Raw genomic sequence first — 18238 nt, 5'->3', positions numbered from 1 at the left:
CCTATTCCACCCGCTTTGGCGGCTCGGTAAAGGGCTTCAATGTCGAGGAATACCTGTCGGTCAAGGAAGCACGCAAGCTCGACCTGTTCATTCAGTACGGTCTCGCCGCCGGTTTTCAAGCCGTGCGCAACTCCGGTCTGGAAGTCACCGACGCCAACCGTGAACGCATTGGCGTGGCCATGGGTTCGGGTATCGGCGGTCTGACCAACATCGAAGAAACCAGCCGTACCCTGCATGAGACGGGCCCGCGTCGAATCTCGCCATTCTTCGTGCCAGGCTCGATCATCAATATGATTTCCGGTTTTCTGTCCATCCATCTGGGTGCACAGGGGCCTAACTACGCCATCGCCACTGCATGCACCACCGGTACGCACTGCATCGGCATGGCCGCGCGCAACATCATGTACGACGAAGCCGACGTGATGATTGCCGGTGGTGCCGAAATGGCCGCGTGCGGTCTGGGCATGGGCGGCTTCGGCGCGTCCCGTGCGCTGTCGACCCGCAACGACGAGCCAACCCGTGCCAGCCGTCCGTGGGACAAGGGCCGTGACGGTTTCGTCCTGTCCGACGGTGCCGGTGCACTGGTGCTTGAAGAACTCGAACACGCCAAGGCACGTGGCGCGACCATCTACGCCGAGCTGATCGGTTTCGGCACCAGCGGCGATGCGTTCCACATGACCTCGCCACCGGCCGACGGCGCCGGTGCAGCACGCTGCATCACCAATGCGTTGCGCGACGCGAAGATCAACGTCGACCAAGTGCAGTACATCAACGCCCACGGCACTTCGACTCCGGCCGGTGACCTTGCCGAAGCCAACGCGATCAAGTCGGTGTTCGGTGAGCACGCCTACAAGCTGGCGGTCAGCTCGACCAAATCGATGACCGGCCACCTGTTGGGCGCGGCGGGCGCGGTTGAAGCGATCTTCAGCGTGCTGGCGATCAACAGCCAGGTGGCACCGCCAACCATCAACCTCGATGAGCCGGACGAAGGCTGCGATCTCGATTTTGTGCCGCACACTGCGCGCAACATGGACATTGATGTCGTACTGTCCAACTCCTTCGGTTTTGGCGGCACTAACGGCACCCTGGCGTTCCGTCGGTTCGCAGGCTGATGGACTGCTGGGTCGACGGTCAACCGGCTGACGCTCTGTCGCTGAAAGATCGCGGCCTGGCTTACGGCGATGGTCTGTTCGAGACCATTGCTGTGCGTGGCGGCCAACCGATCCTGCTCGATCGGCATCTGACGCGACTGGCCGATGGCTGTTCGCGTCTGGCCATCGCCGCCGATATCGAGTTGATTCGTCATGAGCTGCTGAGCTATGCGGCAGCGATGGGCGAGGGCGTGCTCAAGCTCATCCTCACCCGTGGCGACGGTTTGCGCGGTTATGCGCCAGATCCTGCGGCACCGGGCCGACGCATTCTGCAAGGCAATCCACCGGCGGCTTATCCCGCCGTCCATGCTGAACAAGGCGTTCGCCTGTTTCCGTGCAGCACACGCTTGGCTATCCAGCCATTGCTTGCGGGACTCAAACACCTCAACCGACTCGAACAAGTGCTCGCCCGCGCCGAATGGCAGGACAGCGAGCATGCTGAAGGCTTGATGCTTGATCAGGCTGGTCGGGTCATCGAAGGGGTGTTCAGCAATGTGTTTCTGGTGCGTGACGGTGTGTTGATCACGCCCGATCTGAAACGCTGCGGTGTCGCCGGTGTGATGCGCGCCGAAATATTGTTTCAGGCCGAGTCATTGGCCATCCCCACGCAAATCGCCGACATCAGCCTCGAACAGCTGCAATGGGCTGATGAAGTGTTCCTCTGCAACAGTGTTTATGGCGTTTGGCCGGTACGCGCCTACGCTGCACTGAGCTGGCCGGTTGGCCCGCTCACCCGTAAACTGCAAACCATTGCCCGCGCGCTACTGGATGCCTGATTCGTGAGACGTAAACTTTTGCTGCTGCTGGAAACCGGACTGGTTCTGGCAGGGCTGTTGTTGGGCGCCAGCGCCTGGAAGATTCACTCCGCACTGGAACAACCCCTGAACATCACGCAGGAAGAGCTGCTGGATGTGCCGAAAGGCTCTACCCCCACCCGAACTTTCCTCGAACTCGAAACCGATGGCGTCATCAAGGACGCGTTCTGGCTACGGGTTTACTGGCGCTTCAACCTCGCCGGCACACCGATCCACAGCGGTGAATACCGCATGCAGCCGGGCATGACCGTTAATGGTCTGATCGACTCTTGGAAGCGCGGCGACGTGGTTCAGTACAGCCTCACGCTGGTGGAAGGCTGGAACTTCCATCAAGTGCGTGCTGCATTGGCCAAGGACGAGAAAATCGAGCAGACCCTGAGCGGTTTGAGCGACAGCGACGTAATGGCGAAGATCGGCCATAAAGGCCTGTTCCCGGAAGGGCGTTTCTTTCCTGACACCTATCGCTTCGTGCGCGGTATGACCGATGCCGAGCTGCTGAAGAAGTCCTTCGACCGTCTCGACGAAGTGCTGGCCAGCGAATGGGAAAAACGTGCGTCGGACGTGCCTTACCGAGAGCCGTATCAAGCGCTGATCATGGCCTCGCTGGTCGAAAAAGAAACCGGCGTCCCGCAAGAGCGCGGGCAGATTGCCGGGGTCTTCGTACGGCGGATGGCGTTGGGCATGCAGTTGCAGACCGACCCGACGGTGATCTACGGTTTGGGCGATCGCTACACCGGCAAGCTGACGCGCGCGCATTTGAAAGAGCCGACGCCGTACAACACTTACGTGATTCCTGGCCTGCCGCCGACGCCAATTGCGATGGTCGGGCGTGAAGCGATTCATGCGGCGCTGAATCCGGTCGATGGCACCAGCCTGTACTTCGTCGCGCGTGGCGACGGCAGCCATGTGTTCTCGGATGATCTCGATGCGCATAACGCGGCGGTGCGTGAGTTTCAGCTCAAGCGTCGTGCGGATTATCGTTCCAGCCCGGCGCCTGTAGTTACACCGGAATCTGCGCAAGATCCGATTCCTGCGGCATCTCCGGACACGGCGCCGGAAGCGTTGCCGCAAGTTCCCGCCGAGGAACCTGCGCCAACCCCGGCACCGGACGCCGCTGCACCCTCCAACGCGCAATGACTTTGACTAAGGACTGCCTGTGACTGGCTTGTTTATTACTCTGGAAGGCCCGGAAGGCGCCGGCAAAAGCACCAACCGCGAATACCTCGCCGAGCGCCTGCGCGCCGCCGGTATCGAAGTGGTGCTGACCCGTGAGCCCGGCGGTACGCCACTGGCCGAGCGGATCCGCGACGTGCTGCTGGCCCCGGCCGACGAAGTCATGAACCCGGATGCCGAGCTGTTGCTGGTGTTCGCGGCGCGCGCTCAGCACTTGGCCGAAGTGATTCGTCCGGCGCTGGCCCGCGGTGCAGTGGTGCTGTGCGACCGTTTCACCGATTCGACGTACGCCTATCAGGGTGGTGGACGAGGTTTGTCGCTGGAGCGCATCGCCACGCTGGAGAACTTCGTGCAGGGCGATCTGCGTCCTGATCTGACTCTGATTTTCGATCTGCCGGTGGAAATCGGCTTGGCCCGCGCCAGCGCCCGTGGTCGTCTCGATCGTTTCGAGCTGGAAGGCCGGGCATTTTTCGAGGCAGTGCGCAATGCGTTTCTGAAGCGCGCTGAAGCCGATCCTGCGCGCTATGTGCGCATCGATGCTGGTCAGCCGTTAGCCAAAGTTCAGCAATCGCTGGATACCTTGCTGCCGAATTTGCTGGAGCTGGCCCGTGGCTGAGGCCTATCCATGGCAGAACAGCCTCTGGCAGCAACTGGCCGGGCGTAAGCAACACGCGCACGCGTATTTGCTGCACGGCCCGGCCGGGATCGGCAAGCGCGCGCTGGCCGAGCGTTTGATGGCGAGCCTGCTGTGCCAGCGCCCGACCCCGGAAGCGTGCGGCGAGTGCAAATCCTGCATGCTGCTTCGGGCCGGCAGTCATCCGGATAATTACATCCTCGAACCGGAAGAGGCCGACAAGGCGATCAAAGTCGATCAGGTGCGTGATCTGGTCAGTTTCGTGGTGCAAACCGCGCAACTGGGCGGGCGCAAAGTGGTGCTGATCGAGCCGGTCGAGGCGATGAACATCAACGCCGCCAACGCTTTGCTGAAAAGCCTCGAAGAGCCTTCCGGCGATACTGTGTTGCTGTTGGTCAGCCATCAGACCAGCCGTTTGCTGGCGACGATCAAGAGTCGTTGCGTGCAACAGGCCTGTCCGCTGCCGAGCGAGGCGATGAGCCTGCAATGGCTGGCTCAGGCTCTGCCGGAATGTTCGGAAGAGGAGCGTGTCGAACTGCTGACGCTGGCGGCCGGTTCGCCCTTGATGGCGGTCAGTCTGCAATCTCAGGGTGTGCGTGAACAGCGCGCGCAAGTGGTCGAAGGCGTGAAGAAGTTGCTCAAACAGCAGCAATCGCCGACGCAACTGGCCGAAGAGTGGAAAAGCATTCCGATGCTGCGCCTGTTCGACTGGTTCTGCGACTGGTCGAGCCTGATCCTGCGCTATCAACTGACTCAGGATGAAGCGGGCCTCGGCCTGACCGATATGCGTAAAGTTGTGCAGTACCTCGCGCAGAAAAGTGCGCAGGGCAAAGTCCTCGAGATTCAGGACTGGATTCTCGCGCAGCGGCAGAAAGTCATGAGCAAGGCCAACCTCAATCCGGCGTTGCTGCTGGAGGCATTGTTGGTGCAATGGGCGGGATTGCCTGGCCAAAGATAAGAATGTGTACCTAGACTCTGAACATCAGCAGTGGAGGTCAACATGAATGAACCCGTCAGCCCGGGGCCGCGTAACGGCATCTTGTCCCTGACCATCAAGGACAAGTCGGTGCTTTACGCCGCCTACATGCCGTTCATCAAGAACGGCGGTCTGTTCATCCCGACCAACAAGAGCTACAAGTTGGGCGACGAGGTGTTCATGCTGCTGAACCTGATGGACGAGGCGGAGAAGATTCCGGTGGCCGGCAAGGTCGCCTGGATCACGCCCAAAGGTGCGCAGGGCAATCGCGCCGCCGGTGTCGGCGTGCAGTTCAATGATGGCGACAACACCGCGCGCAGTCGCATCGAAACCCATCTGGCCGGAGCCCTCAAGTCCGACCGTCCCACTCATACGATGTAAGTAGCCGTCCTTTTTATGCTCGTAGATTCCCATTGTCACCTTGATCGCCTCGACCTCGCCACCCATGACGGTTCGCTGGATGCCGCACTCGATGCCGCCCGGCAGCGCGGGGTAGGGCACTTTCTGTGCATCGGCGTCAGCGCCGACAACGCTGCCGACGTCAAAGCCCTTGCTGAGCGTTACGACGACGTCGATTGCTCGGTCGGCGTGCATCCGCTGGATGTGCAGCCGGGCGCTGCGCCTGCGCTGGATTGGTTGCTGCACGAACTCAATCACCCGAAAGTGGTGGCGATCGGCGAAACCGGTCTGGATTATCACTACGAGCCGGAAGCCGCTGAATTGCAGCAGGAGTCGTTTCGTCTGCACCTGCAGGCGGCGCAGCAGACGGGCAAACCGGTGATCATCCATACCCGTGGCGCGCGGGCCGATACTCTTGAACTGCTGCGCGAAGCGGCGTTGCCGCAGGCCGGTGTGCTGCATTGCTTCACCGAAGACTGGGACATGGCCAAAGCAGCGCTGGACATGGGTTATTACATCTCCCTGTCGGGGATCGTCACCTTCCGCAATGCCGATGCGTTGCGCGATGTTGCCAGCAAAGTCCCGGCGGATCGCTTGCTGGTGGAAACCGACTCGCCGTACCTGGCGCCGATTCCGTACCGCGGCAAGCCAAACCTGCCGCAATACGTGCGTGAAGTCGCGGAATTCCTCGCAATGCTGCGCGGTGAGAACTACGAGCGCTTTGCCGAGCAGACCACCGAAAACTTCAAGCGGCTGTTCCCGCTGGCCTCCGTTAAATCTGCCATGTAGGAGCTGCCGCAGGCTGCGATCTTTTGATCTTGATTTTGACAGGCACAGGCAAAAGATCGCAGCCTGCGGCAGCTCCTACAGGTTTGATGTTCAGGTAGCAGGGGTAAGCGTTAAATCGCAGGCAAAAAAAACCCGGGTTCTGGGGGGTGAATCCGGGTTAAGACCATTAGGAGTAAAACAAAGGCACGCGGTCCGTTGGTACCTTTATCGGCGCGACACTTGGGGGAGATGTCGCCCGACAGTTCAAGTATTGATCAGTCTGGCGTGCAGTCCAGTGAGCCGGTCGGGGTTTTTAAACAAATTTGGAATACGTTTGCTTCAGTTGAGTTCTCATTGCGTCCAAAACGTTCTCAAAATGAACAAGAAACGCAGATATGGTCGGATGATCCGTGCATTTTTGCGCAAGTTAGGCATAATACGCGGCTTCGAATTTTGACCCTTCAGACCTTTTCTTATGCACAAAGAACCTCGTAAGGTCCGTGAGTTTCGTCGCCGCGAGCAAGAAATTCTCGATACCGCGCTCAAGCTGTTCCTCGACCAAGGTGAAGACAGTGTCACCGTCGAGATGATTGCTGATGCCGTCGGTATCGGCAAAGGCACGATCTACAAGCACTTCAAATCCAAGGCGGAAATCTACCTGCGCCTGATGCTCGATTACGAGCGCGATTTGAACGAGCTGCTGCATTCGGCCGACGTCGACAAGGACAAGGAAGCGCTGTCCCGCGCCTACTTCGAATTCCGCATGCGCGACCCGCAGCGCTATCGCCTGTTCGATCGCCTCGAAGAGAAGGTGGTCAAGGGCAATCAAGTGCCGGAAATGGTCGAAGAGCTGCACAAGATCCGTGCCTCGAACTTCGAACGTCTGACCCTGTTGATCAAGGGCCGCATCAGCGAAGGCAAACTCGAAGACGTGCCGCCGTACTTCCACTACTGCGCATCCTGGGCGCTGGTGCACGGCGCGGTGGCGCTGTATCACTCGCCGTTCTGGAGCAACGTGCTGGAAGATCAGGAAGGTTTCTTCCAGTTCCTGATGGACATCGGCGTGCGCATGGGCAACAAGCGCAAGCGCGACCCGGAAACCCCAAGCAGCTGAGCCATTCAGCCGCCTTATTGCGCCATGATTTCGCTACATGTCGCAGTACCGCAGGAATATACTCAGGCATAGGGCTTGCTAAAACTTGATTTGTGAGTCAAGTTTTAGCGGCTCGAAATTTTTCCGCCGGAGTGATCATGATCGTTGACCGTCAAGGCAGGCGTTTTCGCAATTTGCGCATCAGCCTGACCTCAGCCTGCAATTACGCGTGTACCTACTGCGTGCCCAACGGCAAGCGGCTGGTGGCTGCGCAGGATGAACTGTCGGCCGAAGCCATGGCGCGCGGCGTTGAATACCTGATCGAAGCCGCCGGCATCGAGCGCTTGCGCATCACCGGCGGCGAGCCGCTGGTCAGCCCGAAACTCGAATCGTTCATGACCGCCGTCGGCAAGATGGGCCTGGAAGACATCAGTCTGACCACCAACGGCCAACTTCTCGCCAAGAAACTCCCGCTGTTGGTCGATGCCGGTATACGCCGGATCAACGTGTCCCTCGATACCCTCGACGCTGGCGCTTTCCGCAGCATCGCCCGTGGCGGCGATCTGGCCACCGTGCTTGATGGCATGGATCAAGCCGCCGCCGCGGGGATGAAGATCAAGGTCAACATGGTGCCGTTGCGCGGGCAGAACCTTGATCAAGTGATGCCGCTGCTTGATTACTGTCTGCAACGAGGTTTCGAACTGCGCTTCATCGAATTGATGCGCATGGGCCACCTGGCCAAAGACTCCAATGCGTTTCTGCAACAGTTCGTCAGCCTTGAGCAATTGCTCAGCCTGATCGGCGAGCGCTACGAGTATGCGCAGACTGATGCGCCGATCGATGCCACCGCTGTGCGCTATGCGATTCCTGGCCTGGGCAACTTCGGCGTGATTGCCAACGAAAGCGTGCCGTTCTGTCGGACATGCTCGCGCTTGCGACTGTCGTCGACGGGTTGGCTGCATGGCTGCCTGTCGTCGAGCAACCGCCACTATGTTGGTGATCTGCTTGATAAGCCGCGTCATCAGGCGTTGCCAGCGCTGCAGCGTTTGTTGGTCAAGGCGTTGGGCGACAAGCAGGAAGTGGCGTTTTCCGGCGGCGCCACCGTCATGAAGATTATCGGCGGCTGAAAAACCGCTTTCGCGAGCAGGCTCGCTCCCACCTTGGAATGTGTTCCCCTGTGGGAGCGAGCCTGCTCGCGAATACGATCTAACAATCAACCAACAACCAGAGCTGGCGCAAAAGCTGCATCCAACGGCCATTCGCCGGTTTTCCGTCACCGGCCTCTGGAGGAATAGGATGCGTAGCCTGGTTTTGCTGCTGGCCGTTTTGGCGCTTGGCGGCTGTATGACTGTCAGCGATATGGCCGAAGGCACTCGCTACCAGATGAGCGACGCCGGTTTGCTCGATCACAGCGACAGCCGTCGCGTGAACAACTTCCGCATTCAGCCTGATTCGTTCATCTACATCGCCCAAGGCGCGTTCGCCCCGCCGGGCGGTTCTTACCCTCGTCCAAACGTGGTCGCCGAAGAAGCCTTCAAGGGTTTCGTCGAATACTTCCCGATGGTGCGTCGTGCCCGCGCTCCGGAAGGCCTTGATCAGGCGATGGGCGAAGCCCGCGATGCCGGTGCTCACTACCTGCTGTACACGCGTTTCGCCAAGGCTGATGACCGCATTGGTAACTCTGATGAGTGGCTCGATGAAGAAGCGGTCGACCGTCTCGGCATTGACGGTGGCGTGATTCAGATCATGTTGATCGAGACCAGCACCCAGTATTTGATTGATACTGCACGCATCAAAAGTCGTGGCGGTTTACTGACGTTCCACGACAATAAACCCGAAGACCTCATCGGCCCGCCGCTGGCACAGTACGCGCGCAGTCTGTTGGGGATCGGCGACCAATAAATTCAAGGAGAACGCCATGAGTGGCCCGCAAAAAGCCAATGACCTGTTGGGACAAATCCCCAAAACCAAAGGCTTGCCGCCGGTGCACTTGTGGAACCCGGACTTCTGCGGCGACATCGACATGCGCATCGCCCGCGACGGCACCTGGTATTACCTGGGCACGCCGATCGGGCGTAAGCCGATGGTCAAACTGTTCTCGACGATCATGCGCCGCGATGGCGATGATTATTTCCTGATTACTCCGGTCGAGAAGGTCGGGATCAAGGTCGACGACGCGCCGTTTGTGGCGATTGCCGTTGAGGTGGAAGGCGAGGGTGAGGCGCAGCTTTTGCGTTTTACCACCAACGTGGATGAGACGGCTGAGGCCGGGCCTGAGCATCCGATCCGCGTCGAGATTGATCCGACGACGCAAGAGCCTGCGCCTTATGTGCATGTGCGTACCAATCTTGAGGCGTTGATTCACCGCAATGTGTTCTACCAACTGGTGGAATTGGCGGTCAGCCGCGAAATCGATGGCCAGCGCTGGCTGGGCGTGTGGAGCGGCGGCGAGTTCTTCTGCATCGGCCTCGAACCCTGATCAAGAATTAAATGTGGGAGGGGGCTTGCTCCCGAAGGCGATGCATCAGTCAATATTTAGGCTGACTGTCACACCGCCTTCGGGAGCAAGCCCCCTCCCACATTGTTTTTGTATTGACTGTTAATCATATGATGATTAGCTTTACCACCCATCGCGCTCCGCTTTGAGGTGTTCATGTCCAGCAGCTTCCACGCATCCACGGTTGACTGGCTCGGCAGCTGGATCGCCGCCGGCCAGGTCAAACCGGGACAGACCATCAAGGTCGAGGCGGATCTGGGTGAGCAGCTCGGCGTCAGTCGCACCGTGATCCGCGAAGCGATCAAAACCCTCGTTGCCAAAGGCATGCTCGAAGTCGGGCCGAAAGTTGGCACCCGCGTGCTGCCGGTTCGGCGCTGGAATCTGTTCGATCCGCAAGTCGTCGGTTGGCTGTCGCGCAACGGCTTGCCGGAAAACTTCGTCGATGACCTGCTTGATCTGCGCCGCACGATAGAACCGATGGCCGTACGCTGGGCCTGCGAACGCGCCACCTTCGAACAGATCGAAGCCGTTCAACTGGCCTACAACGCCCTCGAACGCGCGGTCGACAGCGGCATCGATTACAACCGCGCCGATCAGGTCTTTCACGAATGCATCCTCGCGGCCAGTCACAATCAATTCATTGAACAAATGGTGCCGGCGCTCGGCGCGTTGTTGGCGGTGTCGTTTGAAGTGTCTGCCGCCGATCCCGATGAACTGCGCCGCACATTACCGATCCACAAAGACATGGCCGATGCCATCGCCGCTCGGGATTCCGCGCGCGGTGTGTGGGCGTGCATGACTTTGATCGATAACGCCGATCTGGCGATCAAGCGTTTTTACCCGAAAGTCATGGCCGACAAAAAAGCCGGTTAATACAAATTCTCCTGTGGGAGCGAGCCTGCTCGCGAAGGCTGTGTATCAGGCAACTCATGCATCGACTGACACGACGCTTTCGCGAGCAGGCTCGCTCCCACATTAAATAACAACAAGATCCGAGGAATGGATATGCCGTGCACCGCCCTGACCCAACACCGCGCCCAACTCGGTGAAGGCCCGTTCTGGGACGCGCCGACCCAGGCGTTGTACTGGGTCGACATCGCCGGCAAACAGGCCTTGCGCCTGATCGGCCAGAACGTACAAATCTGGCAAATGCCCGAGCACGTTTCTGCGTTCATCCCCTGCGCCGGCGGCGATGCGTTGGTCACGCTCAGCAGCGGCGTCTATCGCCTCGACCTCGATTCCCCTGGCCTCGAACCGCGCCTGACCCTGTTCTGCGTCGCCGACCCGCAACAGGGCAATCGGCCCAATGAAGCGCGTTGCGATGGCCAAGGCCGTTTGTGGCTCGGCACCATGCAAAACAACATAGGCGAAAATGGCGAAGACCTACCGATCACTCGCCGCTCCGGTGGCCTGTTCCGCGTCGATGCGGATCAACGCGTCACGCCATTGCTGCGCGGTTTGGGCATTCCCAACACGCTGCTGTGGAGTGACGACGGCACCACGGTTTTATTCGGCGACAGCATGGACAGCACGCTCCATCGCTATTTCATTCAAACGGACGGCCATCTCGGTGCCGCCGAAACCTGGTACGGCCCCGACCAGCAGGGCGGCCCGGACGGTTCGGCGATGGACGCCGAGGGTTACGTGTGGAATGCCCGTTGGGACGGCAGCTGCCTGCTGCGCCTGACGCCTGAGGGCAAAGTCGAGCGCAAAATCGAGTTGCCTGTCAGCCGCCCGACCAGTTGCGTGTTCGGTGGCGATGACCTGAAAACCCTGTACATCACCAGCGCCCAGAGCCCGCACAAGCATCCTCTGGACGGTGCAGTGCTGTCGATGCGCGTTGATGTGCCGGGAAAACTTTGTACCCGCTTTGCTGGTTAGATCCCAAAATATGGGATGCAAAATTGTATATTGAGATTATTTGGCCGACGGGTTTATAGTCGGCTCCAGCAGTAACACGCACTCACACTTAAAAAGAACAAAACAGGTGAAGTGATGCAGCGAATCTCCATCGCACTCCCACGCGGAGTCCGCGTCTCGCAACGGCCCCATGCCGTCAGCGACGCCTGCCTGTTTTGTTTCAAACGCCTTCCGAACCGGACATCGTCAGCTGTCCGGTTTTTTTGTGCTTGCGAAACAGGAGTCGAGATCCATGGCTGAACCCCTTTCCCTGCCGCCGGTGCCTGCACCGCCGAAGGGCGAGCGTCTGAAAGACAAAGTGGTCTTGCTGACCGGCGCTGCGCAAGGCATCGGTGAAGCGATCGTTGCTGCGTTTGCCTCGCAGCAAGCGAAACTGCTAATCAGCGATATTCAGGCCGAAAAGGTTGAGAAGGTTGCCGCCCACTGGCGCGAGCAGGGCTGTGACGTGCAGGCGCTCAAGGCCGATGTGTCGCGCCAGCACGATCTGCACGCGATGGCCAAACGCGCCGTTGAGCTGCACGGGCGTATCGACGTGCTGGTCAACTGCGCCGGGGTCAACGTGTTCCGTGATCCTCTGGAAATGACCGATGAAGACTGGCATCGCTGCTTCGCCATCGACCTCGATGGTGCCTGGTTCGGCTGCAAAGCCGTGCTGCCGCAGATGATCGAGCAGGGTGTCGGCAGCATCATCAACATCGCCTCGACCCATTCCAGCCACATCATTCCCGGCTGCTTCCCGTACCCGGTGGCCAAACATGGTTTGCTTGGGCTGACCCGCGCCCTCGGCATCGAATACGCGGCGAAAGGCATTCGCGTCAACGCCATCGCGCCGGGCTACATCGAAACCCAATTGAATGTTGATTACTGGAACGGTTTCGCCGATCCGCACGCCGAACGTCAGCGCGCCTTCGATCTGCACCCGCCGAAACGTATTGGTCAGCCACTGGAAGTGGCGATGACCGCTGTGTTTCTGGCCAGCGACGAAGCCCCTTTTATCAACGCGTCATGCATCACCATCGATGGTGGCCGCTCGGTGATGTACCACGACTGAGCGCAGCGGCTTTCACGCGGATAGATCCGGGTGAAATCCAATCATCATACGATATGACTATTTTCAACAGGCTTTGCAGGAACACGCTTTAACGCTTTTCAAACATTGCTCAAAAAAAATAACAAGGAGTCAGCTTATGAAACGTCGTTTCGGGATTCGTACCCTGTGCACTACCGCCCTGGCGGTCACTGCATTCAGCCTGAGCAGTTCGCTGCTCGCTGCCGACACCGTGAAAATCGGTTTTCTGGTCAAACAGGCGGAAGAGCCGTGGTTCCAGACCGAGTGGGCTTTCGCCGAGAAAGCCGCCAAGGACAAGGGCTTTGAACTGATCAAAATCGCCGTGCCGGATGGCGAGAAAACCCTCTCGGCCATCGACAGCCTCGCCGCCAACGGTGCCAAGGGCTTCGTGATCTGCCCGCCGGACGTGTCGCTCGGCCCGGCGATCATGGCCAAAGCCAAACTCAATGATCTGAAAGTGATTGCCGTCGACGACCGTTTTGTCGACGCCAACGGCAAGTTCATGGAAGACGTGCCGTACCTCGGCATGGCCGCGTTCGAAGTCGGCCAGAAGCAGGGCAACGCGATGGTCGCCGAAGCGAAAAAACGCAACTGGGACTGGAAAGACACCTACGCGGTGGTCAACACCTACAACGAACTCGACACCGGCAAGAAGCGCACCGACGGCTCGGTGAAATCCCTTGAAGACGCCGGCATGCCGAAGGATCACATCCTCTTCGCCGCGCTGAAAACCCTCGACGTACCGGGCAGCATGGACGCCACCAACTCGGCGCTGGTGAAACTGCCGAGCGCGGCGAAAAACCTGATCATCGGCGGCATGAACGACAACACCGTGCTTGGCGGCGTGCGCGCCACTGAAGCGGCCGGTTTTGCCGCGACCAACGTGATCGGCATCGGCATCAACGGCACCGACGCCATTGGCGAACTGAAAAAGCCTAACAGCGGCTTCTTCGGCTCGATGCTGCCTAGCCCGCACATCGAAGGCTACAAAACCGCTGAGATGATGTACGAGTGGGTCACCACCGGCAAAGAACCGCCGAAGTACACCGCCATGGACGACGTCACCCTGATCACCCGCGAAAACTTCAAGCAAGAGCTGGAAAAAATCGGCTTGTGGAACTGATGCAGCGACGGCCCGGGCAGCCGGGCCGTTTTTCGGTGTGAAGAGGTGGCTTTATGCACGCGCAAGTACAGACACAACAACACAGCTCCAGCGGCAGCCTGCGCTTCAACGGGATCGGCAAAACCTTTCCCGGTGTGAAGGCGCTGGACGCCATCAGCTTCGTCGCGCATCCGGGGCAGGTTCATGCCTTGATGGGCGAGAACGGCGCCGGCAAATCGACCCTGCTGAAAATTCTCGGGGGCGCTTACATCCCGAGCAGCGGCGAGTTGCAGATCGGCGAGCAGACCATGGCGTTCAGGTCGACCGCTGACAGCATCGGCAGCGGCGTCGCGGTGATTCACCAAGAGCTGCATCTGGTGCCGGAAATGACCGTCGCCGAAAACCTGTTTCTCGGCCATTTGCCGGCCAGTTTCGGCTTGATTAATCGCGGTGTGTTACGCCAGCAAGCGTTGAATTGCCTCAAAGGCCTGGCCGACGAAATCGATCCGCAGACCAAGGTCGGACGCCTGTCCCTCGGCCAGCGGCAACTGGTGGAAATCGCAAAAGCCCTGTCACGCGGCGCCCACGTTATCGCCTTCGACGAACCGACCAGCAGCCTCTCGGCCCGTGAGATCGACCGCTTGATGGCGATCATTGGTCGTCTGCGCGACGAGGGCAAAGTCGTGCTCTATGTCTCCCATCGCATGGAAGAAGTGTTCCGTATCTGCGACGCGGTCACGGTGTTCAAGGACGGCCGCTACGTGCGGACCTTCGAGGACATGAGCCAGTTGAGCCACGATCAACTGGTGACCTGCATGGTCGGTCGCGACATTCAGGACATCTACGATTATCGCCATCGTCCACGCGGCGCCGTCGCGCTGAAGGTCGACGGTTTGCTCGGCCCGGGTCTGCGTGAGCCGATCAGTTTCGAGGCGCACAAAGGTGAAATTCTTGGCTTGTTCGGATTGGTCGGGGCAGGGCGCACCGAGCTGTTTCGCCTGCTCAGTGGCCTTGAGCGCAACACCGCCGGACGCCTCGAATTGCGCGGTCACGAATTGAAACTGCGCTCACCGCGCGACGCGATTGCCGCCGGGATTTTGCTCTGCCCGGAAGATCGCAAGAAGGAAGGCATTATCCCGCTGGCCAGCGTCGCCGAGAACATCAACATCAGTGCGCGCGGCGCGCATTCGGGGCTCGGTTGCCTGATTCGCGGTCTGTGGGAAAAGGGCAATGCCGACAAACAGATCAAAGCGCTGAAAGTGAAAACGCCGCACGCCGGTCAGCAGATCAAATTCCTTTCCGGCGGCAATCAGCAGAAAGCCATTCTTGGCCGCTGGCTGTCGATGCCGATGAAAGTTCTGCTGCTCGACGAACCAACGCGCGGCATCGACATCGGCGCCAAAGCGGAGATCTACCAGATCATCCACAACCTCGCCGCCGAGGGCATTTCGGTGATCGTGGTGTCCAGCGACCTGATGGAAGTGATGGGCATTTCCGACCGCATTCTGGTGCTCTGCGAAGGCGCCCTGCGCGGCGAAATCAGCCGCGACCAGGCTAACGAATCCAACCTGCTGCAACTGGCTTTGCCGCGCCACCGCGCTGACGGCGTGGCGAACTGAGAGGTGACTATGATGACAACCCAAAACGAAACCCTGCCCAAAGAGCGCAAACCGCTGGACATGCGCCGCTTCCTTGATGACTGGGTCATGCTGCTGGCGGCGGTGGGCATTTTCGTTGCCTGTACGCTGCTGATCGACAACTTCCTTTCGCCGCTGAACATGCGTGGTCTGGGCCTGGCGATTTCCACCACCGGGATCGCGGCGTGCACGATGTTGTATTGCCTGGCGTCGGGGCATTTCGACTTGTCGGTGGGCTCGGTGATCGCCTGCGCCGGCGTGGTCGCGGCGGTGGTGATGCGCGACACCAACAGCGTGTTTCTCGGTGTCAGTGCAGCGTTGGTGATGGGCCTGATTGTCGGGTTGATCAACGGGATTGTGATCGCTAAGTTGCGGGTCAACGCGTTGATCACGACGTTGGCGACCATGCAAATCGTTCGCGGTCTGGCTTACATTTTTGCCAACGGCAAAGCGGTGGGCGTGTCGCAGGAATCGTTCTTCGTGTTTGGTAACGGCCAGTTGTTTGGCGTGCCGGTGCCGATCCTGATCACGATTGTGTGCTTTCTGTTTTTCGGCTGGCTGCTGAATTACACCACCTACGGGCGCAACACCATGGCCATCGGTGGCAACCAGGAAGCGGCGCTGCTGGCGGGCGTGAACGTTGATCGCACCAAGATCATTATCTTTGCCGTGCATGGCGTGATTGGCGCGCTGGCGGGGGTGATTCTGGCGTCGCGGATGACCTCGGGGCAGCCGATGATTGGTCAGGGGTTTGAGCTGACGGTGATCTCGGCTTGCGTGTTGGGCGGGGTGTCGCTGAGCGGCGGGATTGGCATGATTCGGCATGTGATTGCCGGGGTGTTGATTTTGGCGATTATTGAGAATGCGATGAACTTGAAGAATATTGATACCTTCTACCAGTACGTGATTCGCGGTTCGATCCTGCTGCTGGCCGTGGTCATCGACCGCCTCAAACAACGTTGAGTCGAAGGCTACCCTCATCGGAACGCCGCCCGCCCATCCCTCTCCCGGAGGGAGAGGGGGCCGATCGAGGTGTCTCGCGTAATCCGTCGACCTGAAAGATTGTGTCGATTATGGATTCGGCAAAGCACTTTCAGGTCGATGTATCTCCCAAATATCCCCCATTCAGTCCCCTCTCCCTCCGGGAGAGGGCTAGGGTGAGGGTGCTGTTGATCTTCCCGCCTTCCGTCCGATCCCCCAAATTTCCCTTGCTCGCCCGAACCCGTTTCGGTTATCACTTTGTACATGATTAGACAGGTACGATTTGACAAGAAACAACGGGTGGTCGACGAACTCGTCCGGCGCATCGAAAGCGGCCTCATGGAGGATGGCTTTCTGTTGCCCGGCGAACATCAGTTGGCTCAAGAATTCAAAGTCAGCCGAGGCACGCTGCGCGAAGCGCTGGCCGAACTGAAGCGGCGTAAATATATCGCTACGCAAAGCGGGGTCGGTTCGATCGTCACCTTCGACGGTGTCGCCCTCGATCAACGCAGCGGCTGGGCGCAGGCGCTCGCCGACAGCGGGGCGCTGATCAACACCGAAGTGTTGCGTCTGGAAGCCGTGACCCGGCCCGATCTGCTCGCGCGTTTTGGCACTGACCAATTCATCACCCTCGACCGTCGTCGCCGTTCCACCGAAGGCACGCTGGTGTCCCTTGAACGTTCTTTGATGCCGGCCACCGGCGGCCTGGAAAGCCTGCCGCGCGTCGGTCTGATCGACAATTCCCTGACCATCACCCTGGCGGCCTACGGCTACGTCGGCGAGCGCGGCGATCAATGGATCGGCGCTGAACCGCTGAATGCCGTCGACGCTGAACTGCTCGGGCGCGCTGAAGGCACGGTGTTCCTCAAAGCCCTGCGCACCACTTACGACCGGCAGAACCGTTTTATGGAGCTGGTCGAAAGCCTGCTCGACCCGGTGCATTTCCGTCTGCACCTGCAATTTGGAGAATCGAAATGACCCCGCTCAACCGTGCCCTCGGCGCTTTCTATGGCCTGGCCCTCGGCGACGCGCTGGGCATGCCGACGCAATCGCTGAACCGCGAAACCATCAAGGCGCGCTTCGGCCAGATCACTGATCTGCAAGATGCCGGGCCACTGCAACCGATCGCCGCGAACATGCCCAAAGGCTCGATCACCGATGACACCGAACAGGCAATTCTGGTCGGCGAATTGTTGGTCGAAGGCAATGGCCACATCGAACCGGCCATCCTCGCGCAACGCCTGATCGATTGGGAAGCCGCGATGCAGGCCAAGGGCTCGCAGGACTTGCTCGGCCCGTCGACCAAACGCGCGATCGAAATGATCCTCGCCGGCCACTCGCCGGAAGAGGCCGGGCGTTACGGCACCACCAATGGTGCAGCGATGCGCATCACCCCGGTGGGGATCGCGGCGGATGTCGCCAATCCTGAGCGTTTTATTGGCGCCGTGGTGCAGGCCTGCCAGGTCACTCACAACACCACGCTGGGAATTTCCAGTGCGGCGGCGGTGGCGGCGGTGGTGTCTGCGGGCATCAACGGCATGGATCTGGGCGAGGCGTTGAACCTCGGTCAGCAAATCGCTCAGCAAGCGGAAGCACATGGTCACTGGGTTGCCGGTGGGCGTATCGCTTCGCGGATCAGTTGGGCGCGCAGCATCAGCGTCGACAGCGACAACGCGTTGCTGGCCGATCTGCTCTACGACGTGATCGGTACATCGGTGGCGTCGCAGGAGTCGGTGGTGGTCTCGTTCGCGCTGGCGCAGCAAGTGGCCGTCGGTGAGATGAGTGCGTTTGATGCGCTGTGCATGGCCGCCAGTCTCGGCGGCGACACCGACACCATCGCGGCGATTCTTGGGGCGATGCTTGGGGCCTGCCTGGGTCTTGAGAGTTGGCCTGTCGAGATGATCGAGACAGTGAAAACCGTCAACGATCTGGAGCTTGAGCCTTTGGTGCAGGGGCTTTTGGCCTTGCGCTGATTGGGCTGACGCTTTCGCGGGCAAGCCTTGCTCCTACAAGTGGCCTATCG

19 protein-coding genes are annotated in these 18238 nt (G+C 59.7%); all 19 read left to right on the top strand.

Going from position 1 to position 18238, the window contains the following annotated elements:
• Window positions 1-1112, top strand: a 1112-nt coding sequence (gene fabF, locus ACIP1X_RS17210; RefSeq protein WP_400753790.1) for a beta-ketoacyl-ACP synthase II, incomplete at its 5' end; no start/stop codon positions are given.
• Window positions 1112-1927 (top strand): aminodeoxychorismate lyase, encoded by an 816-nt coding sequence (gene pabC, locus ACIP1X_RS17205; protein WP_400753787.1) that lies wholly within the window; start codon window positions 1112-1114, stop codon window positions 1925-1927. The genes fabF and pabC, both read left to right, overlap by 1 nt.
• A 3-nt stretch (window positions 1928-1930) precedes the next feature.
• Complete coding sequence (mltG, locus tag ACIP1X_RS17200) at window positions 1931-3103, top strand: endolytic transglycosylase MltG (RefSeq protein WP_159811497.1); 1173 nt, start codon at window positions 1931-1933, stop codon at window positions 3101-3103.
• 19 nt (window positions 3104-3122) lie between these two features.
• Window positions 3123-3755, top strand: a complete 633-nt coding sequence (gene tmk / locus ACIP1X_RS17195) for a dTMP kinase (protein ID WP_053122595.1) — start codon at window positions 3123-3125, stop codon at window positions 3753-3755.
• On the top strand, window positions 3748-4731 hold the full coding sequence (locus ACIP1X_RS17190; RefSeq protein ID WP_400753785.1) for a DNA polymerase III subunit delta': 984 nt from the start codon (window positions 3748-3750) through the stop codon (window positions 4729-4731). Before tmk ends, ACIP1X_RS17190 begins: the two co-directional genes overlap by 8 nt.
• Window positions 4732-4773: 42 nt before the next feature.
• The gene (locus ACIP1X_RS17185) at window positions 4774-5130 is read left to right on the top strand and encodes a PilZ domain-containing protein (RefSeq protein WP_007950801.1); all 357 of its coding nucleotides are present in this window, start codon (window positions 4774-4776) and stop codon (window positions 5128-5130) included.
• A gap of 15 nt (window positions 5131-5145) precedes the next feature.
• Complete coding sequence (locus tag ACIP1X_RS17180) at window positions 5146-5937, top strand: TatD family hydrolase (protein ID WP_400753782.1); 792 nt, start codon at window positions 5146-5148, stop codon at window positions 5935-5937.
• Window positions 5938-6391: 454 nt separating this feature from the next.
• Window positions 6392-7030 (top strand): TetR/AcrR family transcriptional regulator, encoded by a 639-nt coding sequence (locus ACIP1X_RS17175; protein WP_007908276.1) that lies wholly within the window; start codon window positions 6392-6394, stop codon window positions 7028-7030.
• Window positions 7031-7167: 137 nt separating this feature from the next.
• Window positions 7168-8136: a GTP 3',8-cyclase MoaA gene (locus ACIP1X_RS17170; protein WP_159811500.1), complete on the top strand. Its 969-nt coding sequence runs from the start codon at window positions 7168-7170 to the stop codon at window positions 8134-8136.
• A 169-nt stretch (window positions 8137-8305) separates the two neighbouring features.
• Window positions 8306-8911: a DUF4823 domain-containing protein gene (locus ACIP1X_RS17165; protein ID WP_053122582.1), complete on the top strand. Its 606-nt coding sequence runs from the start codon at window positions 8306-8308 to the stop codon at window positions 8909-8911.
• A 16-nt stretch (window positions 8912-8927) separates the two neighbouring features.
• Window positions 8928-9488 (top strand): DUF1285 domain-containing protein, encoded by a 561-nt coding sequence (locus ACIP1X_RS17160; protein ID WP_400753779.1) that lies wholly within the window; start codon window positions 8928-8930, stop codon window positions 9486-9488.
• 174 nt (window positions 9489-9662) lie between these two features.
• Window positions 9663-10379: a FadR/GntR family transcriptional regulator gene (locus tag ACIP1X_RS17155; protein WP_400753776.1), complete on the top strand. Its 717-nt coding sequence runs from the start codon at window positions 9663-9665 to the stop codon at window positions 10377-10379.
• Window positions 10380-10511: 132 nt separating this feature from the next.
• Entirely contained in the window at window positions 10512-11387 is an 876-nt protein-coding gene (locus ACIP1X_RS17150; RefSeq protein WP_400753773.1) for an SMP-30/gluconolactonase/LRE family protein, read from the top strand.
• A gap of 271 nt (window positions 11388-11658) precedes the next feature.
• Complete coding sequence (locus ACIP1X_RS17145) at window positions 11659-12477, top strand: SDR family oxidoreductase (protein WP_159811504.1); 819 nt, start codon at window positions 11659-11661, stop codon at window positions 12475-12477.
• A 136-nt stretch (window positions 12478-12613) separates the two neighbouring features.
• On the top strand, window positions 12614-13618 hold the full coding sequence (locus tag ACIP1X_RS17140; protein ID WP_008087257.1) for a substrate-binding domain-containing protein: 1005 nt from the start codon (window positions 12614-12616) through the stop codon (window positions 13616-13618).
• A 53-nt stretch (window positions 13619-13671) separates the two neighbouring features.
• Window positions 13672-15216, top strand: a complete 1545-nt coding sequence (gene araG, locus ACIP1X_RS17135) for an L-arabinose ABC transporter ATP-binding protein AraG (RefSeq protein ID WP_212548980.1) — start codon at window positions 13672-13674, stop codon at window positions 15214-15216.
• A 12-nt stretch (window positions 15217-15228) separates the two neighbouring features.
• Entirely contained in the window at window positions 15229-16197 is a 969-nt protein-coding gene (gene araH / locus ACIP1X_RS17130; protein WP_026000669.1) for an L-arabinose ABC transporter permease AraH, read from the top strand.
• 282 nt (window positions 16198-16479) lie between these two features.
• Entirely contained in the window at window positions 16480-17193 is a 714-nt protein-coding gene (locus ACIP1X_RS17125) for a GntR family transcriptional regulator (RefSeq protein ID WP_400753770.1), read from the top strand.
• Window positions 17190-18188 (top strand): ADP-ribosylglycohydrolase family protein, encoded by a 999-nt coding sequence (locus ACIP1X_RS17120; protein WP_400753767.1) that lies wholly within the window; start codon window positions 17190-17192, stop codon window positions 18186-18188. The genes ACIP1X_RS17125 and ACIP1X_RS17120 overlap by 4 nt, the downstream gene beginning before the upstream one ends.
• Window positions 18189-18238: the final 50 nt, after the last annotated feature.

This window comes from Pseudomonas sp. NPDC088885 (assembly GCF_044750025.1).
GTDB classification, from domain to species: Bacteria; Pseudomonadota; Gammaproteobacteria; order Pseudomonadales; family Pseudomonadaceae; genus Aquipseudomonas; species Aquipseudomonas rustica.
The sequence above is the reverse complement of the archived record's forward strand: the minus strand, read 5'-3'. Positions and strand labels throughout refer to the sequence as shown.

What these genes read in the sequence shown, in the direction of transcription:
- pabC (WP_400753787.1), top strand. Translation starts at nt 1,112, where the DNA reads ATGGACTGCTGGGTCGACGGTCAACCGGCTGACGCTCTGTCGCTGAAA.
- ACIP1X_RS17185 (WP_007950801.1), top strand. Translation starts at nt 4,774, where the DNA reads ATGAATGAACCCGTCAGCCCGGGGCCGCGTAACGGCATCTTGTCCCTG.
- ACIP1X_RS17180 (WP_400753782.1), top strand. Translation starts at nt 5,146, where the DNA reads ATGCTCGTAGATTCCCATTGTCACCTTGATCGCCTCGACCTCGCCACC.
- ACIP1X_RS17175 (WP_007908276.1), top strand. Translation starts at nt 6,392, where the DNA reads ATGCACAAAGAACCTCGTAAGGTCCGTGAGTTTCGTCGCCGCGAGCAA.
- ACIP1X_RS17170 (WP_159811500.1), top strand. Translation starts at nt 7,168, where the DNA reads ATGATCGTTGACCGTCAAGGCAGGCGTTTTCGCAATTTGCGCATCAGC.
- ACIP1X_RS17165 (WP_053122582.1), top strand. Translation starts at nt 8,306, where the DNA reads ATGCGTAGCCTGGTTTTGCTGCTGGCCGTTTTGGCGCTTGGCGGCTGT.
- ACIP1X_RS17160 (WP_400753779.1), top strand. Translation starts at nt 8,928, where the DNA reads ATGAGTGGCCCGCAAAAAGCCAATGACCTGTTGGGACAAATCCCCAAA.
- ACIP1X_RS17155 (WP_400753776.1), top strand. Translation starts at nt 9,663, where the DNA reads ATGTCCAGCAGCTTCCACGCATCCACGGTTGACTGGCTCGGCAGCTGG.
- ACIP1X_RS17150 (WP_400753773.1), top strand. Translation starts at nt 10,512, where the DNA reads ATGCCGTGCACCGCCCTGACCCAACACCGCGCCCAACTCGGTGAAGGC.
- ACIP1X_RS17145 (WP_159811504.1), top strand. Translation starts at nt 11,659, where the DNA reads ATGGCTGAACCCCTTTCCCTGCCGCCGGTGCCTGCACCGCCGAAGGGC.
- ACIP1X_RS17140 (WP_008087257.1), top strand. Translation starts at nt 12,614, where the DNA reads ATGAAACGTCGTTTCGGGATTCGTACCCTGTGCACTACCGCCCTGGCG.
- araG (WP_212548980.1), top strand. Translation starts at nt 13,672, where the DNA reads ATGCACGCGCAAGTACAGACACAACAACACAGCTCCAGCGGCAGCCTG.
- araH (WP_026000669.1), top strand. Translation starts at nt 15,229, where the DNA reads ATGACAACCCAAAACGAAACCCTGCCCAAAGAGCGCAAACCGCTGGAC.
- ACIP1X_RS17125 (WP_400753770.1), top strand. Translation starts at nt 16,480, where the DNA reads ATGATTAGACAGGTACGATTTGACAAGAAACAACGGGTGGTCGACGAA.
- ACIP1X_RS17120 (WP_400753767.1), top strand. Translation starts at nt 17,190, where the DNA reads ATGACCCCGCTCAACCGTGCCCTCGGCGCTTTCTATGGCCTGGCCCTC.